We start from the raw sequence: 17272 nt of genomic DNA on the forward strand, positions 1-17272 counted from the left end.
GAAAACCCATGCCAGCTGCACAACAAACTGCCTCAAGGACGAACACGACCAACGATGTGGTATTGAGCATTCAATGCGCTCATCGTAGTTTCAAAACCCCCGAAGGTGGGCAGGTCCACGCCCTGCGCGGGGTCGATCTCGATATTTTCGAAAATGAATTCGTCACGCTGCTCGGCCCATCAGGCTGCGGCAAAACCACACTTCTACGTTGCATATCCGGGTTCGAACGACTGGACTCCGGCGATATCGCCATCGGTGGCGAGTCCATGGCACGCCGACCGGCACACAAACGGCCGGTGAATACTGTCTTCCAGTCCTACGCTCTCTTCCCACACATGACCGTTTTGCAAAACATAGGATACGGTCTTGAGGCTGCCGGTGTCGGCCGACGTGAACGCATCGCCCGCTCAGAAGAGGCACTGGAGATGGTCGGCCTTGGTGATATGGGTCAGCGACGCCCGGAACAGCTTTCCGGCGGTCAGCAGCAGCGCGTCGCGCTGGCACGCGCCATCGTCAACCGCCCACGATTATTGCTGCTCGACGAACCGCTTTCCGCGCTGGATCGGAATCTGCGTCAGCAGATGCAGATAGAACTCAAGCGCCTCCAGCATGAACTCGGCATCGCCTTCGTGTTCGTCACCCATGATCAGGAGGAGGCGTTGACCATGTCCGACCGCATCGCCATTTTCAACGGCGGGCGCATCGAACAACTAGCCTCACCGCGGGAGATATACGACCACCCGGCCAGCGAGTTCGTTGCGCGCTTTATCGGCGAAAGCAACCTGTTCTCGGGCAAGATCGCCGACGCGACGCTGATCAGCTCGACGGGTAATCCGCTGCCCCTGTGCAGCAAACAACTCGATCTTCGCAACTTCGACAACGGCCGTCAGGTAACAGCGGTAATCCGCCCGGAACATCTCCACCTGTGCGCGCCCGAAGCACCTCAAGCGCAGCTCAATGCCCGCATTACAGAGGTGATCTTCCTCGGCACGGAGTACCAGCTGATCTGCACGCTGAACGATCAAAGCCTGATCAAAGTGCGGGTTACCGACGTCAACACACCGCTGAGCGTGGGACAAAACATCGGTCTGAGTTACGCGCCCGAGCAGCTGCACCTGATTGCCGGCAGTACCCCCCTGCGAGGCGCAGCATGATCAAGTCAAACCTCCCACGGCCCCGGTGGCTGCAACCGCTCATGCTGCTCTCGCCCACGACACTGTTCCTGCTTGTGTTCTTTTGCGGCCCGCTGGCGATCATGGTGACCTACAGCCTGCTGGAGCCGGGTATCTACGGCGGTGTCGAGTGGACTTTTTATGATCAGAACTACGGCCGCATCTTTGGCTGGGCAGACGGTCTGTATGAAGAGTTCGACCCGATCTATCTCGAGACCTTCGCCAAATCCGTGCGCCTGGCTTTGATCACGGTCGCCACTACACTGCTGATCTGCTATCCGGCCGCGTTCTGGATCAGCCGACTGCCCTCGCGCACCCGCTCTATCTGCATGTTCCTGATTACGCTGCCCTTCTTTGTCAGCATGATCGTGCGTCTCTACGCCTGGCTGCTGATTTTAAGACCCACCGGCGTGATCAATCAGTTGCTGATGTCGCTGGGCCTTATCAGTGAGCCGCTGGAGATGATGTACACCGAAGGCGCCGTAATCGTGGGCATGACCTACATCTTTCTGCCCTTCATGTTCCTGCCGATCTACGCCAGCATCGAGAAGCTGCCAGGCAGCCTCATCGAGGCGTCTCAGGACCTTGGCGCCAGCCCTGTGCGCACCTTCTTCCGGGTGATTCTTCCGCTCACGCTGCCAGGGGTAATCTCTGGCGCGATCATCGTGTTTATTCCAAGCCTCGGTAACTTCATCGTGCCCGGCCTGCTGGGTGGCGCCAAGGTGATGATGGTGGGCAACCTGATCGAGCAGCAGTTCCTATATGCCCGCAACTGGCCGTTCGGCGCCGCGCTCTCGTTCATGATAATGGCCGCGATGCTGTTCCTTCTGCTGATTTATGTTCGTGTGCAATCCCGCAGTATCGGCGCAAGCCGCGGCGAAGGAGTCTGACCATGCACTCTACCTTTTCAACACGGCTACTTAGCCTCTACGGCGTTCTGTTTTTCCTTTTCATCTACCTGCCGATCGGGCTGATTTTCGTCTACTCGTTTAACAGCAATCCGATCAACATGATGGTGTGGCAGAGCTTTACCTTCGACTGGTACCGCACCATTTTCGGCTTCTCCGCCGAGGTGACCGAAGCCACTCTCTATGTTGAATCCACCGATCAACTGATTGGAGCTGTACAGAACAGTCTGATCGTGGCCAGTGTCGCCGCCAGTCTGTCCACGCTGCTCGGCACAGCCGCAGCGCTGGCACTCTACCGTTTTCGCGTGCGTCTGGAGGGGTTTTATCGGGCCCTGATGATGACGCCAATGATGATGCCGGACATCGTGCTCGGTATCGCACTGCTGATATTTTTCGTCAGTATCGGTATCGATCTGGGCGTGACCACGATCATGATCGGCCACTGCACCTTCCTGATCAGCTACGTGTTCATCATCGTCAGCGCACGGCTCGCCGGCATGGACCCGTCGCTCGAAGAAGCCTCAGCCGACCTCGGCGCTACACCCTTCACAACATTCCGGCGCATCACCTTGCCTCGAATACTGCCCGGCGTGATGGGTGGCCTGATGCTCGCGTTCATCATCTCGATGGATGATCTGGTGATCACCTACTTCATCAGCGGTGTCGACGCGACCACCTTGCCTGTTTTCATCCTCAGCATGATTCGCCGCGGGGTAAAACCGGAAATCAATGCCATCGCCAGCATGCTGCTGATGTTCTCGATCATCGTTGCCTCTCTCGGAATATATCTGCGTGCGCGCAGTGAGAAACGACTCTGACTTTGCCACTGTTTTAACGGATGCTGCTATGAAAAACGCCTCTCACACACTCGATCCGAACGCCCGTCGCAAGCCCCGCGCGCGAGATCTTGGACTGCCCTTCCCGGGCACCCCCGGGCCGCACAACGCCATCACCGATGTGGCCGGCTTGCTTGTGGGTTATCGCACCCTGCGCGAAGTCCGTGAGGGTAAACCGGTGAATACCGGCGTCACCGCCATCCTTCCCCGAGGACGGGACAACGACCCCAAACCTGTCTGGGCAGGTATTCATGCACTCAACGGCAATGGCGAGATGACCGGCAGCCACTGGATACGCGACGGCGGTTACTTTGTCGGCCCGATGATGATTACCAATTCACACAGCGTCGGCATGGCGCATCATGCCGCAACGCGCTGGATGATCGATCAGTACGCCGACGCCTGGCAGAGAACCCATCTCTGGGCGATGCCGGTCGTCGCCGAGACCTACGACGGCGTGCTCAATGACATCGACGGCCAACATGTAACCGCCGAAGATGCCCGTGCCGCCATTGATGCGGCCGACACAGGCATACCCGAAGAGGGGTGCGTTGGTGGTGGCACCGGCATGATCGCGTATGAATTCAAGGGTGGCACAGGCACATCCTCGCGCCTGATCGAAGTTGACGGCCGGACCTATACCATCGGCGCACTGGTACAGGCCAATCATGGTCTGCGTCCATGGCTGAAAGTACTCGGCGTGCCTGTCGGTCAGGCGATGCCGGGCGACAGCCTGCACAACAACAAGGAAAAAGGCTCGATTATCGTGGTGCTCGCCACCGATGCGCCCATGCTGCCCCACCAGTTACAGCGTCTGGCCAAACGTGCTGCCATCGGTATCGGTCAGGCCGGAACACCCGGCGGCAACAACTCCGGCGATATATTTATCGCGTTCAGTACCGCCAACCCCATGCCACTGCCACAGCTGTCTGGATCGCATCTTTCGATGCAGGCACTTAACGACGAGTGCTTCGATCCGCTTTACATGGCGGCCGTGGAAGCGGTGGACGAAGCGGTTATCAACGCCATGGTCGCCGCCGAGGATATGCCCACGTTCCGCCCACCGGGCAAGGTCTGCAGGGCGATTGACACCGACCGGTTGGTGGATCTGGTGAGCACCGCACTGAATCTACGAAACAGTGCCTAAGGGGTCAGAACAGTCCCAGGCGACGGGTGATCGCCTGCCAACGCTCAGATCTGTCGGCGCTGATCTCCGGATTAACCGCCGCAACCGAATCCACAAGCATGTTCAACGCCAGCGTCAACGCGCTGGTGGACTCAAGAAACAGGCCTGTTCTTGATTTCGCATAGACGACATAGCGGGTGTATTCGGTTGCCCAGTGACAGGATTCGTCCGTAATAATAATCAGCTCCATGCCGAGCTCCGCCGCCATCTGGCAGAGTATCCGGCCCTCGCCGGCATAGGGCACCACGTCGATCAATACCAGGCAGGCGTGACGGCCCTCTGCGTCGGCGTGTATCGCGATCCATTCGCTTAGCATACTGTCGTGCGCCGATATGTACTGCACACCGTCACGCGCAAGCCCCAGTCGCTTGCCGAAATCCTCGGACAATCCGCGTACCGACTGAAACCCGGTCACGAATACCCGTTGCGCATCGGCCACCACACGGGTCATGTCAGACCACATCTCACTCTGCACCTGCCGGGCAATACCGGCCAACGCCTGGGATTCAGCCGCCAGCGTCTGCTCATAGTGAAGCGGTTTGCCTGGTGAATCCGCCTGAGGCCCCTCCCCTTCGACCTCTGTCATCTCCTGTTTCAGCTCGCGTTTGAGCGCGGAGATGCCCTTAAATCCCAATTTGTTGAAAAAACGGCTGACCGTAATCGGACTGACGGCGGCATTCTTGGCGATTGATGCGCCGGTCTCGAAGCCCATCTGATGGAGGTTGAGCAACACATACTGGGCAACCCGCGCCTCCGATGCCGAAAGCTGGGGCATCGAAGCTTGTAGCTTTTTCGCCAGTCGCGGTGCGACCGATTGAGAGTGGGAGGAGAAGAGGTTTTCCATCAGGACCCCGACAACAGGTACGTAAGCTGATGATCTTGCCCCGTCTTCAGCTTCATATCCAGTGCGAATGACGGAGCGCGCCCCCACGGGAGAGGCATATACAATAGGACCACAAGGCCCTGAGCACAGTTTCCGGTGGCACCTCTCAAGCACCGCCAATAAGCGCTCGAGGTTAAATTGAGCCCCCGGCAATAGATATATACAATCGAGCAATGACATCAGCCAAGAACCGGGATATCGGGTGAGCAACCAGCCGCGTTACCAGCAGATCAAGCAGTACATTCTCGACGGTATCGAGCAGCAGCGATACACGCCCGGCAGCCGCATCCCCACCGAACACCAACTGGCCGAGCAGTTCTCCGTCAGCCGCATGACAGTGAACAAGGCGATACGTGATCTGGTACAGGAGAACCGACTGGTACGCTATCCGGGACTGGGCACCTTTATCGCCGATGCCAAAGCGGAATCGCCACTGGCGGAGATCCGTAACATCGCCGAGGAGGTGCGCCACCGCGGCCACGCCTACAGCTGCCGGGTGGAGCGCCTTGAAAGCACCGCTGCCAATGAGGTGGTCGCGATGCAGATGGGGCTGCCGATCGGCACCCGCGTCTACCATTCGGTGATCGTGCATCTTGAGGAGGGCATGCCGATTCAGCTGGAGGATCGCTATGTCGCCGCAGCGCTGGTACCGGGCTATATCGATCAGGATTTCACCCTCGCCACACCCAACGAGTACCTCTCCAAAACCTGCCCGATCTCCAGTATCGAACATATCGTCGAAGCGGTGCTGCCGGACACCCGCGCACAGGCGCTACTTGAGATCGACGCCGGTACGCCCTGCATTCTGGTGGGCAGACGAACCTGGTCCGATGGACGGCTTATCAGCTACGCCAGCCTGACCCACCCAGGGCCACGCTACAAGCTGCGCTCGATCACAACGCTAAGCGCCTGATATAAGCACCTGATAAAAGCGTTGCGAGCCCGAGGGTAGACCACGGGCCCGCGAGGGGATCAGAGGGTGACGGCGGCGAACCAGCCGAAGACCAGCAGCGGCAGGTTGTAGTGCAGAAAGGTCGGCACCACGGTATCCCAGATATGGTTATGCTGGCCGTCCACATTGAGACCGGCTGTTGGCCCCAGTGTCGAGTCAGAGGCGGGTGAGCCCGCATCACCAAGAGCACCGGCTGTTCCCACCAGCGCCACCACGGCAATCGGCGAGAAGCCCAGCTGCACCGCCAGCGGCACAAAGATCGCGGCAATGATCGGCACCGTGGAGAAGGAGGAGCCGATGCCCATGGTAATCAGTAGCCCCACCACCAGCATGGCAAACGCAGCCAACCCACGGCTGCCCTCGACCAGACTGGCCGAGGCGCTGACCAGCGATCCGATATCACCGGTATCGCGCAGCACCTGAGCAAAACCGCTCGCGGCGATCATGATGAAGCCGACCATCGCCATCATCTTCATCCCTTCAACGAAGGCGTCATCTCCTTCCTGCCATTTCAGCACGCCGGACAGGGAGAAGATCAGAAAGCCGACCAATCCGCCAAACACCATGGAGTCGGTAAACAGCTGCACCATGAACGCAGCGCCCAGTGCGACAACAGCCACGATCAGGGTTTTCGGCGAATAGGGCGTACCGGTGCTTTCGGTGCGCTCGATCCGGTTCAGATCGTAGTCCCGGGTTCCGCGATAACTGAAGAAGATGGCGATCAGCAGCCCCGCAACCATACCGAGCGCCGGAATCGCCATCGCCTGCAGCGGACTCACAGCGCTGACATCCAGTCCGCTCTGCTGGATATTGCCGAGCAGAATGTCATTCAGATAGATCGAGCCGAAGCCCACCGGCAACAGCATGTAGGGCGTTACCAACCCGAAGGTCAACGCACAGGCCACCAGACGGCGGTCCATCCGCAACTTCGCCATCACGTAGAGCAGCGGCGGCACCAGCAGGGGAATGAACGCGATGTGGATCGGCACGATGTTCTGTGACGACACAGACGCCAGCGCCAGTATCGCGGTCAGGCCGTACCGGATCAGGCCAACCTGACGCTGATCGGTTTTATCGCCGATCAGCGCCGCCACCTTGTCGGCCAGCATATGCGGTATACCGGATTTGGAGATCGCCACCGCAAAAGCCCCGAGCAGTGCGTAACTGAGCGCGATCTGCGCCCCACCCTGCAGGCCCTCGTTAAAGGAGCCGATGGTGTCATGTACCGAGAGCCCGCTGATGGCACCGGCCAGAACCGCCGCCGTGATCAGTGCAATAACCACGTTCACCCGCATCAGGCTGAGCACGATCATCACCAATACACTGACCAACACGGCATTGAGACCGGCGGTCACGGGCGAGAAGCTGGTGTAGAGCAGAAACGCGGCGATCACCGCAAAGATCAGGACAACACTCCGGGACACACCGGTCTGTTCCGGGGCACCGGAGGATAACGCGTCGTTCATGGATAACCTCATTCATACTTATACTTATTAGTGTAAAGCGAACCCCCACCTCAGTTCACGCCACAAACACCCCAAGGGATGACTTCAGGCATGAAAAGGCCCAGTGAGTGCCGACGAGGCGCCCACCATCCTGAGATTCGCTGTAGAGGTCGACAGGGCGGTTGTCGCCGCCCCGTCAGCTGGCAATATCAGCCGCCAAGGCTTGGCAGCAGACTCACCGGCAGATGTGCGTTTAAGGCCGCACTTTGGATCAACTGCTTGGCACGCTCGATATCGGGCGCGAAGTAACGGTCCTTGTCGTAGAAGGGCACCACCGCACGCAGCTGCGCCTTGCAGGCTTCAACCCCTTCAGAGGCGGCCAGCGGTGCGCGGAAATCCAGCCCCTGACAACCGGCCAGTAGCTCTACCGCCAACACGCCGGCTGTATTGTCGGCCATATCGCGCAGACGACGGGCTGCAAACGTGGCCATGGAGACATGATCCTCCTGATTGGCCGAGGTCGGCATACTGTCTACCGACGCCGGATGCGCCAGTGTCTTGTTCTCCGACGCCAGTGCCGCCGCAGTCACCTGTGCGATCATGAAACCGGAGTTAACGCCGCCGTTATCCACCAAGAAAGGCGGCAGCTTGCTCAGGTTGGAGTCGATCAGCAGCGCCATACGGCGCTCCGACAGCGCACCGATCTCGGCGATCGCCAGTGCCAGATTATCCGCCGCCATCGCCACCGGCTCGGCGTGGAAGTTACCGCCGGAGATAAAGTCGTTCTCGTCGGCGAACACCAGCGGGTTATCCGATACTGCATTGGCCTCGACCAGCAGCACCTCGGCGGCCTGACGGATCTGTTGCAGGCAGGCGCCCATCACCTGGGGCTGACAGCGCAGGGAGTATGGGTCCTGTACCTTCTCGCAACCAGCGTGGGAGTCTCCGATCTCGGAGCGCTCACCGAGGAGGTGACGATAGGCTGCCGCGGCATCGATCTGCCCCTTCTGGCCGCGCACGGCGTGAACACGGGCATCGAACGGACGGCGGCTGCCCAGCGCCGCTTCCACCGATATAGCACCGGCCGCGGTCGCGGCGGCATAGAGATCCTCGGCGGCAAACAGCCCCTGCAAGGCGAATGCGGTGGATGCCTGAGTACCGTTGAGCAGCGCCAGACCCTCTTTCGGCGCCAGCGTAATCGGCTCGAGACCTGCGATACGCAGGCCTTCTGCGCCACTGATCCGCTCGCCCTTGTGGATAACTTCACCCTCGCCCAGCAGCACCGTGCTCATGTGTGCCAGCGGTGCCAGATCACCGGATGCGCCCACCGAGCCCTTTTCCGGCACGCAGGGATAAACCTCGGCGTTAACCAGCTGGATCAGCGCCTCGATCACCGACAGACGGATGCCGGAGTAGCCCCGTGCCAGCGAATTGATCTTCAGCACCATCATCAGCCGCACGGTGGACTCACTCATCAGCGCGCCGATACCCGCTGCGTGGGAGAGCACGATGCTGCGCTGGAGCAGCTCGAGATCCTCGGGCGCGATGCGGGTGTTAGCCAGCAGGCCAAAGCCGGTATTGATGCCGTACACCACGCGGTTTTCCTCGATCACCCGCGTTACCGCACGGGAGCTGGCGTGAATCCCCTCATGGCTGGTGGGGTCCAGCTGTAGCCGGATCGCCCGATCATTCACCTGTCTGAGTTCGGCAAGCGTCATCTCGCCGGGACGGATAGTCAGTGTTGTCATTATTTACCCTCCAGCATCGGCAGATCGAGCCCCTGCTCTTTCGCACAATCGATCGCGATATCGTAACCGGCATCGGCATGGCGCATAACACCGGTACCCGGGTCGTTACGCAGCACCCGGCCCAGGCGCTTGGCCGCTTCGTCACTGCCGTCGGCAACGATGACCACACCGGCATGCTGGCTAAAGCCCATGCCGACACCGCCACCATGGTGGATCGACACCCAGGTGGCACCACCTGCGGTGTTCAGCAGCGCGTTCAGCAACGGCCAGTCGGAGACCGCATCCGAGCCATCCTGCATCGCCTCTGTCTCACGGTTGGGGCTGGCCACGGAGCCGGAATCCAGATGATCGCGACCGATCACCACCGGTGCCTTCAGCTCGCCGTTTTTCACCATCTCGTTGAACGCCAGCGCCAGACGGGCGCGATCCTTCAGGCCGACCCAGCAGATACGGGCCGGTAGCCCCTGAAAGGCGATGCGCTCACGCGCCATGTCCAGCCAGTTATGCAGGTGCGGATCGTCCGGGATCAGCTCCTTCACCTTCTGGTCGGTCTTGTAGATATCCTCCGGATCACCGGACAGCGCCACCCAGCGGAAGGGGCCGATCCCCTCGCAGAACAACGGGCGGATGTAGGCCGGTACAAAGCCCGGGAAGTCGAACGCGTTTTTCACGCCCTTGTCGAACGCCATCTGGCGAATATTGTTGCCGTAGTCGGTGGTGGCCGCGCCGCGCTTTTGCAGCTCGAGCATGGCGCGCACGTGGATCGCCATCGACTCCTTTGCGGCATCGACAACAGCCGCTTCATCCTTCTGGCGCATCTCGGCGGCGTATTCCAGCGTCCAGCCCTTGGGCAGGTAACCGTTGAGCGGATCGTGGGCACTGGTCTGGTCGGTGACCACATCCGGCACGATGCCGCGCGCGACGATCTCCGGCAGAATGTCGGCACAGTTACCCAACAGACCAACAGACACCGCCTCGCCCCGCGCCTTGGCCTCATCGATAATCGCCAGCGCCTCATCCAGCGTATGCGCCTTGTGATCGACATAGCGGGTGCGCAGACGGAAATCGATGCGGGTTTCGTCGCACTCCACGGCGATACAGGAGTAACCGGCCATGGTTGCTGCCAACGGCTGGGCACCACCCATGCCGCCAAGACCGCCGGTCAGAATCCAGCGCCCCTTCGCCTCGCCATTGAAGTGTTTCTTGGCCATCGCGGCAAAGGTCTCGTAGGTGCCTTGCACGATGCCCTGCGAGCCGATGTAGACCCAGGAACCGGCCGTCATCTGGCCGTACATCATCAGTCCTTTCTTATCCAGCTCGTTGAAGTGTTCCCAGTTGGCCCAGTGCGGCACCAGATTGGAGTTGGCGATCAGCACCCGCGGCGCATCGGGATGGGTCTTGAACACGCCCACCGGCTTGCCGGACTGGATCAGCAGAGACTCGTCATCCTCCAGCCGCTCAAGCACTTCGATGATCTTGTCATAGCAGGCCCAGTTGCGCGCGGCACGCCCTATACCACCGTACACAACCAGCGCTTCGGGGCGCTCGGCCACATCCGGGTGCAGGTTGTTCATCAACATCCGTTTTGCCGCTTCGGTGAGCCAGCTTTTGCAGGTTTTTTCACTGCCGGTGGGTGCCTTGATGACACGCGCGGTATCGAGACGAAAATCGGTCATTATTATTGGCCTCATTTAACAATACAGTGGAACAGACGCGCCGCGACGCGGGCGGTCCGTTGATCGATATCGAACGCCGGGTTGTACTCGGCCATGTCGGCCAGGCGCAGCTTGCCGCTGGCCCGGACCGCCTCGATCAGCGGCTCCAGCACATCGAGGTCAACCCCTCGCGCCGCCGGAGCACTGACACCGGGCGCCACCCAGGCCGGCAGTACATCCAGATCGATGGTCAGATAGAGCAGATCGCAGCCATCCATAAACTGCTTGAGCTGCGCCCGGGTTTCGTCCAGTTGGTTGATTCCCATATCGGCGTCTTTGCGGTAGCTGACGCCAAGCTGTTCGGCGCGCTGGAACAGCGCACGCGTGTTGGACATTTCGCTGACACCCAGACAGCAGTAGCGAAATGGATACCCTTTGCGCTCACAGGCGTTGGCGATCTGCAGGAAGGGCGTACCCGAACTGCAGCCCTGTGTGTCGTTACGCAGATCGAAGTGGGCATCAAAGTTGATAATGCCGATGCGCGGCACAGCGCCCTGCGCTTCCAGATGCTGTGCCAGCCCCAGCCAGCTGCCGTAGGCCACCTCATGACCACCGCCGAGCACGAAGGGCAGATGCCCGCTGTCCAGCAGTGATGTCACGCGATCGGCCAGCACCTGATGGGCGTGCTCCAACTCTTGGGCTTCGCAGCGGATATTGCCGGCATCGTAGACCGGCCGCTCAGGCGACCAGGGCAGGTTCACCAGCAAACGCCGAATTCGATCCGGTGCCTCGGCAGCCCCTGTACGGCCCTGATTACGCCGCACCCCTTCATCGCTGCAAAAACCGACCAGCGCCAGTCCGGCGGGCTCTTCGCTCAAGGGGGTAATCACCTGATGCAGGCGTGTCGCCAACCCCGGCGCTTCATCCGCATCGACCCGACCGCACCAGATCTCATTGAACGGCAGTTCAGACATTGCACACCTCCCCGCCCACTATGCGCTGACGCACTGGGTTGACGCCGAACTGGCAGGCCAGCTCGGCCGGATGCTCGATATCCCAGAGCACCATATCCGCCCGCATGCCGACACCGATCCGACCCAGCTCATCGCCCTGGCCAAGCGCCTGCGCGGCGTTGCAGGTCACACCGGCCAGCGCCTCTTGCGGCGTCAGGCGGAACAGTGTGCACCCCATGTGCATCGCCAGACGCAAGGAGGCAAGCGGCGAGGTGCCGGGGTTAAGATCGGTGGCCAGTGCCATCGGAACTCCGTACTTACGCAACAGATCGATCGGCGGCAGACGTGTTTCTCGCAGGCAGTAAAAGGCCCCCGGCAGCAGCGTCGCAACGGTGCCGGACGCGGCCAGCGCCTTGACCCCGGCCTCATCCAGCCACTCCAGATGATCCACCGACCAAGCCCCGTAACCCGCTGCGAGTTCAGCGCCGTGAAGGTTGGAGAGCTGCTCGACATGGGCCCGAATGCCTAAGCCATACTCGGCGGCGGCACGAAATACCCGTTCACACTGTTGTGGCGAGAAAGCGATGGTTTCGCAGAACACATCCACCGCATCGGCCAGCCCCTCTTCTACCGCGGCCGGGATCATCTCCCGACAGATAACCTCGATGTAGCGATCGGAGTTATCGGCGTACTCCGGCGGCAGGGCATGAGCGGCCAGCAGGGAGGTGGCGACACGCACCGGCAGACACTCGCCGAGGCGCCGTGCAGCGCGCAACATCTTCAGCTCGCTGACCGGGTCGAGCCCGTAGCCGGACTTGATCTCCACCTGCGTCACCCCCTCTTTCATCAGCGCGGTGATACGCGGCAGCGCCAGAGCGACCAGCTGCTCGACAGAGGCGGCACGGGTCTCGCGCACTGTAGAGAGGATGCCGCCCCCGTCACGGGCAATCTGCTCATAGCTGACCCCAAGCAAGCGTTGCTCGAATTCGCGGGCTCGATTGCCGGCAAATACCAGATGGGTATGCGCATCAATAAGGCCCGGGGTTATCCAGCCGCCACGGGCATCGACCACCTCGGCCGAGTCCGGAATCGCCGGCAGATCCGCCATCGGTACGAGGCTGACAATACGACCATCGCGCACGGTTAGTGCCTGATCGAGCAGAGCACCGTAAGGCGCGTCGACGCCGGGATCGAGCGTAGCGATGTTGGCATTAATCCAGATGCGTTCAGACAATTCAGTCACGATCCAGCTCTTCATACTAGTTTGTATATACATATGTATATCACAGGATTCTGAAAGCGCAAATGATTTTCGTGCATGCAGGTTCAGAGCCCGAACCGCTCAGATAGTGAATAGGCTGGAGATCAGCGCCGCATCGCCTACGCAAAGCCTATAGTTACAGGCATTCCAGCCAAGGCGATCGGTTCAGGGGAGGTTACACAGCGAGCATGAGAGAGGTGTCGTGAAACGTGTGTAGAGCCGTTCGATGAAGAGGGTAAATAAATGTATATACATTAGGAGACAATAAAGACAGGAGGCTGCTCAGGCCCCCTTGGCACCACCATCCGCCAGCAGCGGCGCCACTTGGGGCCAGACGGTTTCAAGCAGACGCGGCTGCGCCTCGGCCTTCGGGTGATAACCGTCATCCTGCATCAGATCCCAGTCTTCGGCGACACCCTCAAGCAGAAACGGCACCAAGGCTACGCCCTTCTCGGTTGCCACCTGAGAAAACAGGTCGAAGAACGCCTGAGTGTACTGCGGCCCATAGTTGGGCGGCAGCCGGTTACCGATCAGCACCACCTGTGCGCCGGATGCCTGCGCGCGCTCGACCAGACCGTTTAGGTTGTCGCGCACAATATTCAGAGGTGTGCCCCGCAGACCGTCGTTGGCCCCGAGCTCGATCAGCACGATCGCCGGCGCATGGGTCTCAAGCAGACCCGGCAATCTTGAAAGCCCCCCGCTGGTGGTTTCGCCGCTGACGCTGGCATTGACCACGTCAATGCTCGGGTCCTGCGCCTGTGCCCGCTCGCGCATCAGATTGACCCAGCCCTTCTCCAGCGGCAGGCCGTAGGCCGCCGACAGGCTATCGCCGAGCACCAGCATGGAGCTGGCGAAGACGGGGTTTGAGAGCAGTACCAACATAAAGATCACTATTCGCATGCAGGGTGTCCTGTTATTACTAGCGCTATGCCTCGGTTAGAACCTTTCGACGCTTATCCGTTCATAAACAGAACGGCAGAACCGAACGACAACGTTTTGCGTAGACCTGCTTATAGGCCAGCAAGGAGCGATATGGATCAGTCTACCCTCAGCCCGGCGATGATCGAAGCCCGGGCGATCAGCAAGCATTTCAACACCGAAGCCGGTCGCGTCGACCTGTTTACGGATCTCGATGTGACCATCGCCCGGGGTGAGAGCCTTGCGGTAATTGGTCGCTCGGGTGCCGGTAAGTCCACACTGTTGAGCCTGCTGGCAGGTCTTGATACGCCCAGCAGCGGACGCGTGAGCATCGATGGTCAAGCGATCGAAACGCTGGATGACCGCCAGCGGGCCGAGCTGCGCGCTCGCAAGATCAGCTTTATCTTCCAGTCCTTTCACCTGCTGCCGGAACTGACCGCGCTGGATAACGTGCGCCTGCCGCTGGAGATACGCGGCGCGGCAGACCCGGAAAGGGATGCCCGGCATTGGCTGTCCGAGGTCGGCCTTGCCGACCGTACCGATCATTATCCGGCCCAGCTCTCCGGTGGCGAACAGCAGCGAGTGGCGATCGCCCGCGCCTTTGCCACCCGACCGGGGCTGCTGTTCGCCGACGAGCCCACCGGCAATCTGGATGAAGACACAGGCGCCCATATCATCGATCAGCTGTTCAGGCTAAACGCTCAGGAGGGCACCACGCTTATCCTGATCACCCACGATGCAGAACTCGCCGCCCGCTGCCAGCGTCGCCTGCGTCTGCACAACGGCACCCTGACGGAGGCCTGAGATGACCCTGCTTCCCCGTCTCGCGCTGCGCCAGCTGCGCAGCCAGTTGCGCACCACCGAATGGCGCGCCCTGCTGCTGGCCACCTGGATCGCCATCACCCTGACCACACTGCTCACCCTGCTGGGCGACCGTCTGGAGCGCGGTTTGATGCGCGAGAGCGCCAACCTGCTCGGCGCCGATCTGGTGCTGAGCAGCAGCCGTCCGCTGGACCCAGCACGGCTCGAGCAGCTCAATGTCTCCGGTATCGAGCAGACGCAGGTCGTTCAGTTTCCCAGCATGATCTCCAGCCCGGATAATGCCGAGCATCCACCGATGCTGGTCTCGGTGCGTGCCGCTGACGCGCCCTACCCCCTGCGGGGCGAGATCGAAACCCTGCCTGCCCATGACAGTCCCCTGCCCGCCAGCGGAGAGGCTTGGGTGGAGGCGCGGGTGCTTCAGCAGCTCGGCCTGAAGATCGGTGACGCGCTGCAGCTGGGCTACAGCACCTTTCGAATCAGCGCCGAGCTGATCAGCTCACCGGACCGCGGCAGCGGCTTTCGCAGTTTCAGCCCCCATGTATTGATCAACCGCGCCGAACTCAAGGCGACCGGCGTACTGGCACCGGGCAGCCGCGCCAACTTCCGCCTGCTGATGGCGGGCTCTCCCGAACAGATCTCCGCACTGGAGGCGCAACTGCGCCCCAATCTTGCCGACCACGAGCGCCTGCTGGCCCTGCGGACCGACCAGCCGCTCACCGGTGATGCGCTGGGTAACGCCCTTGCCTACCTGAAGCTGGCCGCGCTAACGGCTCTGCTGCTGTCGGCCCTGACCATTCTGCTGAGCCTGCGCCGCTTCGGTCAGAAGCAGTACACCCGCAGCGCCCTGCTGCTAAATCTGGGGCTCTCGCCTGCACAGCTGCTGCGCATCTATCTCTACCAGCTACTGATCGCCTGGGCGGTACTGGCGCTGCTGGGCCTCGCTACTGCCGCCGTGCTCGATACGCTGCTGCAGGGCTGGCTCAGCAACCTGCTGCCGCAACGCCTGCCGGATCCGGCCGCACTATCATGGCTAAGCGGTGCAGCCCTGGGGCTGGTGATGCTGATCATGCTTGGCCTGCCACCGATTCTGTCGCTGGCCCGGGTGCCGGTTGCCCACCTGCTGCGCGGCGATACACCGCCACAGGATCTGCGCGCCCGCGCTTTACTGGTGGCCTGTCTGGCGCTGCTGGCACTGACCCTGTTTATGGTACTCAAGGCACCGCTGGCGGCGCTGATTCTGCTTGTGCTGCTGGTAATCGGCGGGCTGGCGTTCGGGTTTATCGCCCAGGCGCTACTGCAGAAGGCGGCTGAGCCTCTGGCTCGGAAACTGATGCTGGGACGCCTGTTGCGCCTGAGACTTCGGCAGCAACGCAAATGGCACCGTCTGCAATCGGCGGTCATCGTGTTGCTGCTGACGCTGCTGGCGGTGGTCTGGGTCAGCCGCGCCGATCTTCTGACAGAGTGGCGCGCCAAGTTCCCCACGGACACGCCCAACTACTTTGTTATCAATATTCAGCCCTGGCAGCGCAGCGATCTGGATACCTTCCTGCACGATAACAGCATCGACAGCACGCTGTATCCGATGATTCGCGGGCGACTTACACTGCTTAACGGCAAACCGATCCGTCCGCAGCTGACACCGGATCAGCTCGGTGACAACACGTTGAGGCGGGAGCTGAATCTGAGCTGGATGGCGACCAAACCTGAACATAACGAGCTGCTGGCCGGACAGTGGTGGAGCAGTACCCCCGAACAGCCGCAGATCTCGGTCGAGCAAGACATGATGGAGGATTTAGGGCTCAAGCTCGGGGACCAGCTCGGTTTTGATATCGGCGGGCAGTCGGTGGAGGCACGCATCACCAGCATTCGCGGTGTTCAATGGACCTCATTCAGACCCAATTTTTACGTCATTTTCAGCCCCGGTGCGCTGGAGAACTACCCCTCCACATGGATCACCAGCTTCAGGCTCGATGGCCCGCGCAAATCGCTGGCAACCGAGATGTTACAGGAGTTCCCGTCGCTGACGCTGGTCGACATCGATCAGCTGCTGGGTCAGCTGGCCACCTGGCTGAAACGCCTGGGCGACAGTTCCGCCATGATTCTGGGGTTGACGCTGGTGTGTGGACTGATTCTGATGGCGGTTACGCTGTTGCAGGCGCTGGAACAGCGCCGATTCGAGGCGGCACTGATCCAGACCCTCGGCGCCAGCGCAGAGCAGACTCGACGGCTGGATCTGCTTGAGTTTCTGCTGCTCGGGCTGGTTTGCGGAGTGCTGGCAAGCCTGAGTGCCGAGCTTACGCTGGCGGGCCTGCATCTGGAGCTGTTGCATGTCGATCCGAAGCTGCACCCGGGTTTGTGGCTCATCCTGCCGATGCTGTCATCCCTGTTCTTTGTGGTAACCGGCTTCCTGATTCGACGACCGCTTCAGCTCGATCAGTGCTACCGGTTGCTCAAGGCGCAGAGCTAGGCAATGCGAACGCCAGATAGCGCCGATTCAGACTCTGTAGGTCGGCAGTACGGCGCAGGTGCCATA

General features: G+C 60.8%; 14 protein-coding genes. 7 read left to right on the plus strand and 7 right to left on the minus strand.

The genetic code is table 11. From position 1 onward, the window contains the following. Positions 1-8: 8 nt before the first annotated feature. The 4 genes from ADIMK_RS11410 to ADIMK_RS11425 are packed head-to-tail and all read left to right on the plus strand — an operon-like array spanning position 9 to position 4063. Positions 9-1154, plus strand: coding sequence for an ABC transporter ATP-binding protein (locus ADIMK_RS11410; protein ID WP_051692877.1), 1146 nt, complete (start codon positions 9-11; stop codon positions 1152-1154). Next, positions 1151-2062 (plus strand): ABC transporter permease, encoded by a 912-nt coding sequence (locus tag ADIMK_RS11415; protein ID WP_036188019.1) that lies wholly within the window; start codon positions 1151-1153, stop codon positions 2060-2062. Before ADIMK_RS11410 ends, ADIMK_RS11415 begins: the two co-directional genes overlap by 4 nt. 2 nt (positions 2063-2064) lie before the next feature. After that, entirely contained in the window at positions 2065-2898 is an 834-nt protein-coding gene (locus ADIMK_RS11420; RefSeq protein ID WP_036188021.1) for an ABC transporter permease, read from the plus strand. Positions 2899-2926: 28 nt separating this feature from the next. After that, positions 2927-4063, plus strand: coding sequence for a DmpA family aminopeptidase (locus ADIMK_RS11425; protein WP_051692878.1), 1137 nt, complete (start codon positions 2927-2929; stop codon positions 4061-4063). Positions 4064-4067: 4 nt separating this feature from the next. On the opposite strand, the gene ADIMK_RS11430 is transcribed toward ADIMK_RS11425, so the two are convergent. Further along, on the minus strand, positions 4068-4946 hold the full coding sequence (locus ADIMK_RS11430; protein WP_036188023.1) for a MurR/RpiR family transcriptional regulator: 879 nt from the start codon (positions 4944-4946) through the stop codon (positions 4068-4070). Positions 4947-5187: 241 nt separating this feature from the next. On the opposite strand from ADIMK_RS11430, the gene hutC reads away from it, so the two are divergent. After that, entirely contained in the window at positions 5188-5898 is a 711-nt protein-coding gene (hutC, locus tag ADIMK_RS11435; protein WP_036188025.1) for a histidine utilization transcriptional repressor HutC, read from the plus strand. 59 nt (positions 5899-5957) lie between these two features. Here the strand turns inward: hutC and ADIMK_RS11440 are convergent, their stop codons facing one another. The 6 genes from ADIMK_RS11440 to ADIMK_RS11465 all read right to left on the minus strand — a co-directional run bounded on the left by ADIMK_RS11440 (position 5958) and on the right by ADIMK_RS11465 (position 13899). Continuing rightward, positions 5958-7403: a Na+/H+ antiporter family protein gene (locus ADIMK_RS11440; RefSeq protein ID WP_197027523.1), complete on the minus strand. Its 1446-nt coding sequence runs from the start codon at positions 7401-7403 to the stop codon at positions 5958-5960. A gap of 188 nt (positions 7404-7591) precedes the next feature. After that, positions 7592-9130, minus strand: coding sequence for a histidine ammonia-lyase (gene hutH, locus ADIMK_RS11445; RefSeq protein WP_036188027.1), 1539 nt, complete (start codon positions 9128-9130; stop codon positions 7592-7594). Continuing rightward, on the minus strand, positions 9130-10806 hold the full coding sequence (gene hutU, locus ADIMK_RS11450; protein WP_156042895.1) for a urocanate hydratase: 1677 nt from the start codon (positions 10804-10806) through the stop codon (positions 9130-9132). The genes hutH and hutU overlap by 1 nt, the downstream gene beginning before the upstream one ends. A gap of 11 nt (positions 10807-10817) precedes the next feature. Beyond that, entirely contained in the window at positions 10818-11759 is a 942-nt protein-coding gene (gene hutG, locus ADIMK_RS11455; RefSeq protein ID WP_036188034.1) for a formimidoylglutamase, read from the minus strand. Then, a complete protein-coding gene (gene hutI / locus ADIMK_RS11460; protein ID WP_081849769.1) occupies positions 11752-13014 on the minus strand; it encodes an imidazolonepropionase in 1263 nt (420 codons plus the stop codon). Before hutI ends, hutG begins: the two co-directional genes overlap by 8 nt. A gap of 267 nt (positions 13015-13281) precedes the next feature. Continuing rightward, entirely contained in the window at positions 13282-13899 is a 618-nt protein-coding gene (locus ADIMK_RS11465; protein WP_036188040.1) for an arylesterase, read from the minus strand. A 132-nt stretch (positions 13900-14031) separates the two neighbouring features. Between ADIMK_RS11465 and ADIMK_RS11470 the strand changes: the two genes are divergently transcribed. Both ADIMK_RS11470 and ADIMK_RS11475 read left to right on the plus strand, forming a co-directional pair. After that, positions 14032-14721, plus strand: coding sequence for an ABC transporter ATP-binding protein (locus ADIMK_RS11470; RefSeq protein ID WP_036188043.1), 690 nt, complete (start codon positions 14032-14034; stop codon positions 14719-14721). 1 nt (position 14722) lies between these two features. After that, a complete protein-coding gene (locus ADIMK_RS11475; RefSeq protein WP_036188046.1) occupies positions 14723-17206 on the plus strand; it encodes an ABC transporter permease in 2484 nt (827 codons plus the stop codon). Positions 17207-17272: the final 66 nt, after the last annotated feature.

Source organism: Marinobacterium lacunae (genome assembly GCF_000705555.1).
Taxonomy (GTDB): domain Bacteria; phylum Pseudomonadota; class Gammaproteobacteria; order Pseudomonadales; family Balneatricaceae; genus Marinobacterium_D; species Marinobacterium_D lacunae.

Coding starts and splice junctions, on each gene's coding strand:
- ADIMK_RS11410 (WP_051692877.1), top strand. CDS start 9: ATGCCAGCTGCACAACAAACTGCCTCAAGGACGAACACGACCAACGAT.
- ADIMK_RS11415 (WP_036188019.1), top strand. CDS start 1,151: ATGATCAAGTCAAACCTCCCACGGCCCCGGTGGCTGCAACCGCTCATG.
- ADIMK_RS11420 (WP_036188021.1), top strand. CDS start 2,065: ATGCACTCTACCTTTTCAACACGGCTACTTAGCCTCTACGGCGTTCTG.
- ADIMK_RS11425 (WP_051692878.1), top strand. CDS start 2,927: ATGAAAAACGCCTCTCACACACTCGATCCGAACGCCCGTCGCAAGCCC.
- ADIMK_RS11430 (WP_036188023.1), bottom strand. CDS start 4,946: ATGGAAAACCTCTTCTCCTCCCACTCTCAATCGGTCGCACCGCGACTG.
- ADIMK_RS11440 (WP_197027523.1), bottom strand. CDS start 7,403: ATGAACGACGCGTTATCCTCCGGTGCCCCGGAACAGACCGGTGTGTCC.
- hutH (WP_036188027.1), bottom strand. CDS start 9,130: ATGACAACACTGACTATCCGTCCCGGCGAGATGACGCTTGCCGAACTC.
- hutU (WP_156042895.1), bottom strand. CDS start 10,806: ATGACCGATTTTCGTCTCGATACCGCGCGTGTCATCAAGGCACCCACC.
- hutG (WP_036188034.1), bottom strand. CDS start 11,759: ATGTCTGAACTGCCGTTCAATGAGATCTGGTGCGGTCGGGTCGATGCG.
- hutI (WP_081849769.1), bottom strand. CDS start 13,014: ATGTATATACAAACTAGTATGAAGAGCTGGATCGTGACTGAATTGTCT.
- ADIMK_RS11465 (WP_036188040.1), bottom strand. CDS start 13,899: ATGCGAATAGTGATCTTTATGTTGGTACTGCTCTCAAACCCCGTCTTC.
- ADIMK_RS11470 (WP_036188043.1), top strand. CDS start 14,032: ATGGATCAGTCTACCCTCAGCCCGGCGATGATCGAAGCCCGGGCGATC.
- ADIMK_RS11475 (WP_036188046.1), top strand. CDS start 14,723: ATGACCCTGCTTCCCCGTCTCGCGCTGCGCCAGCTGCGCAGCCAGTTG.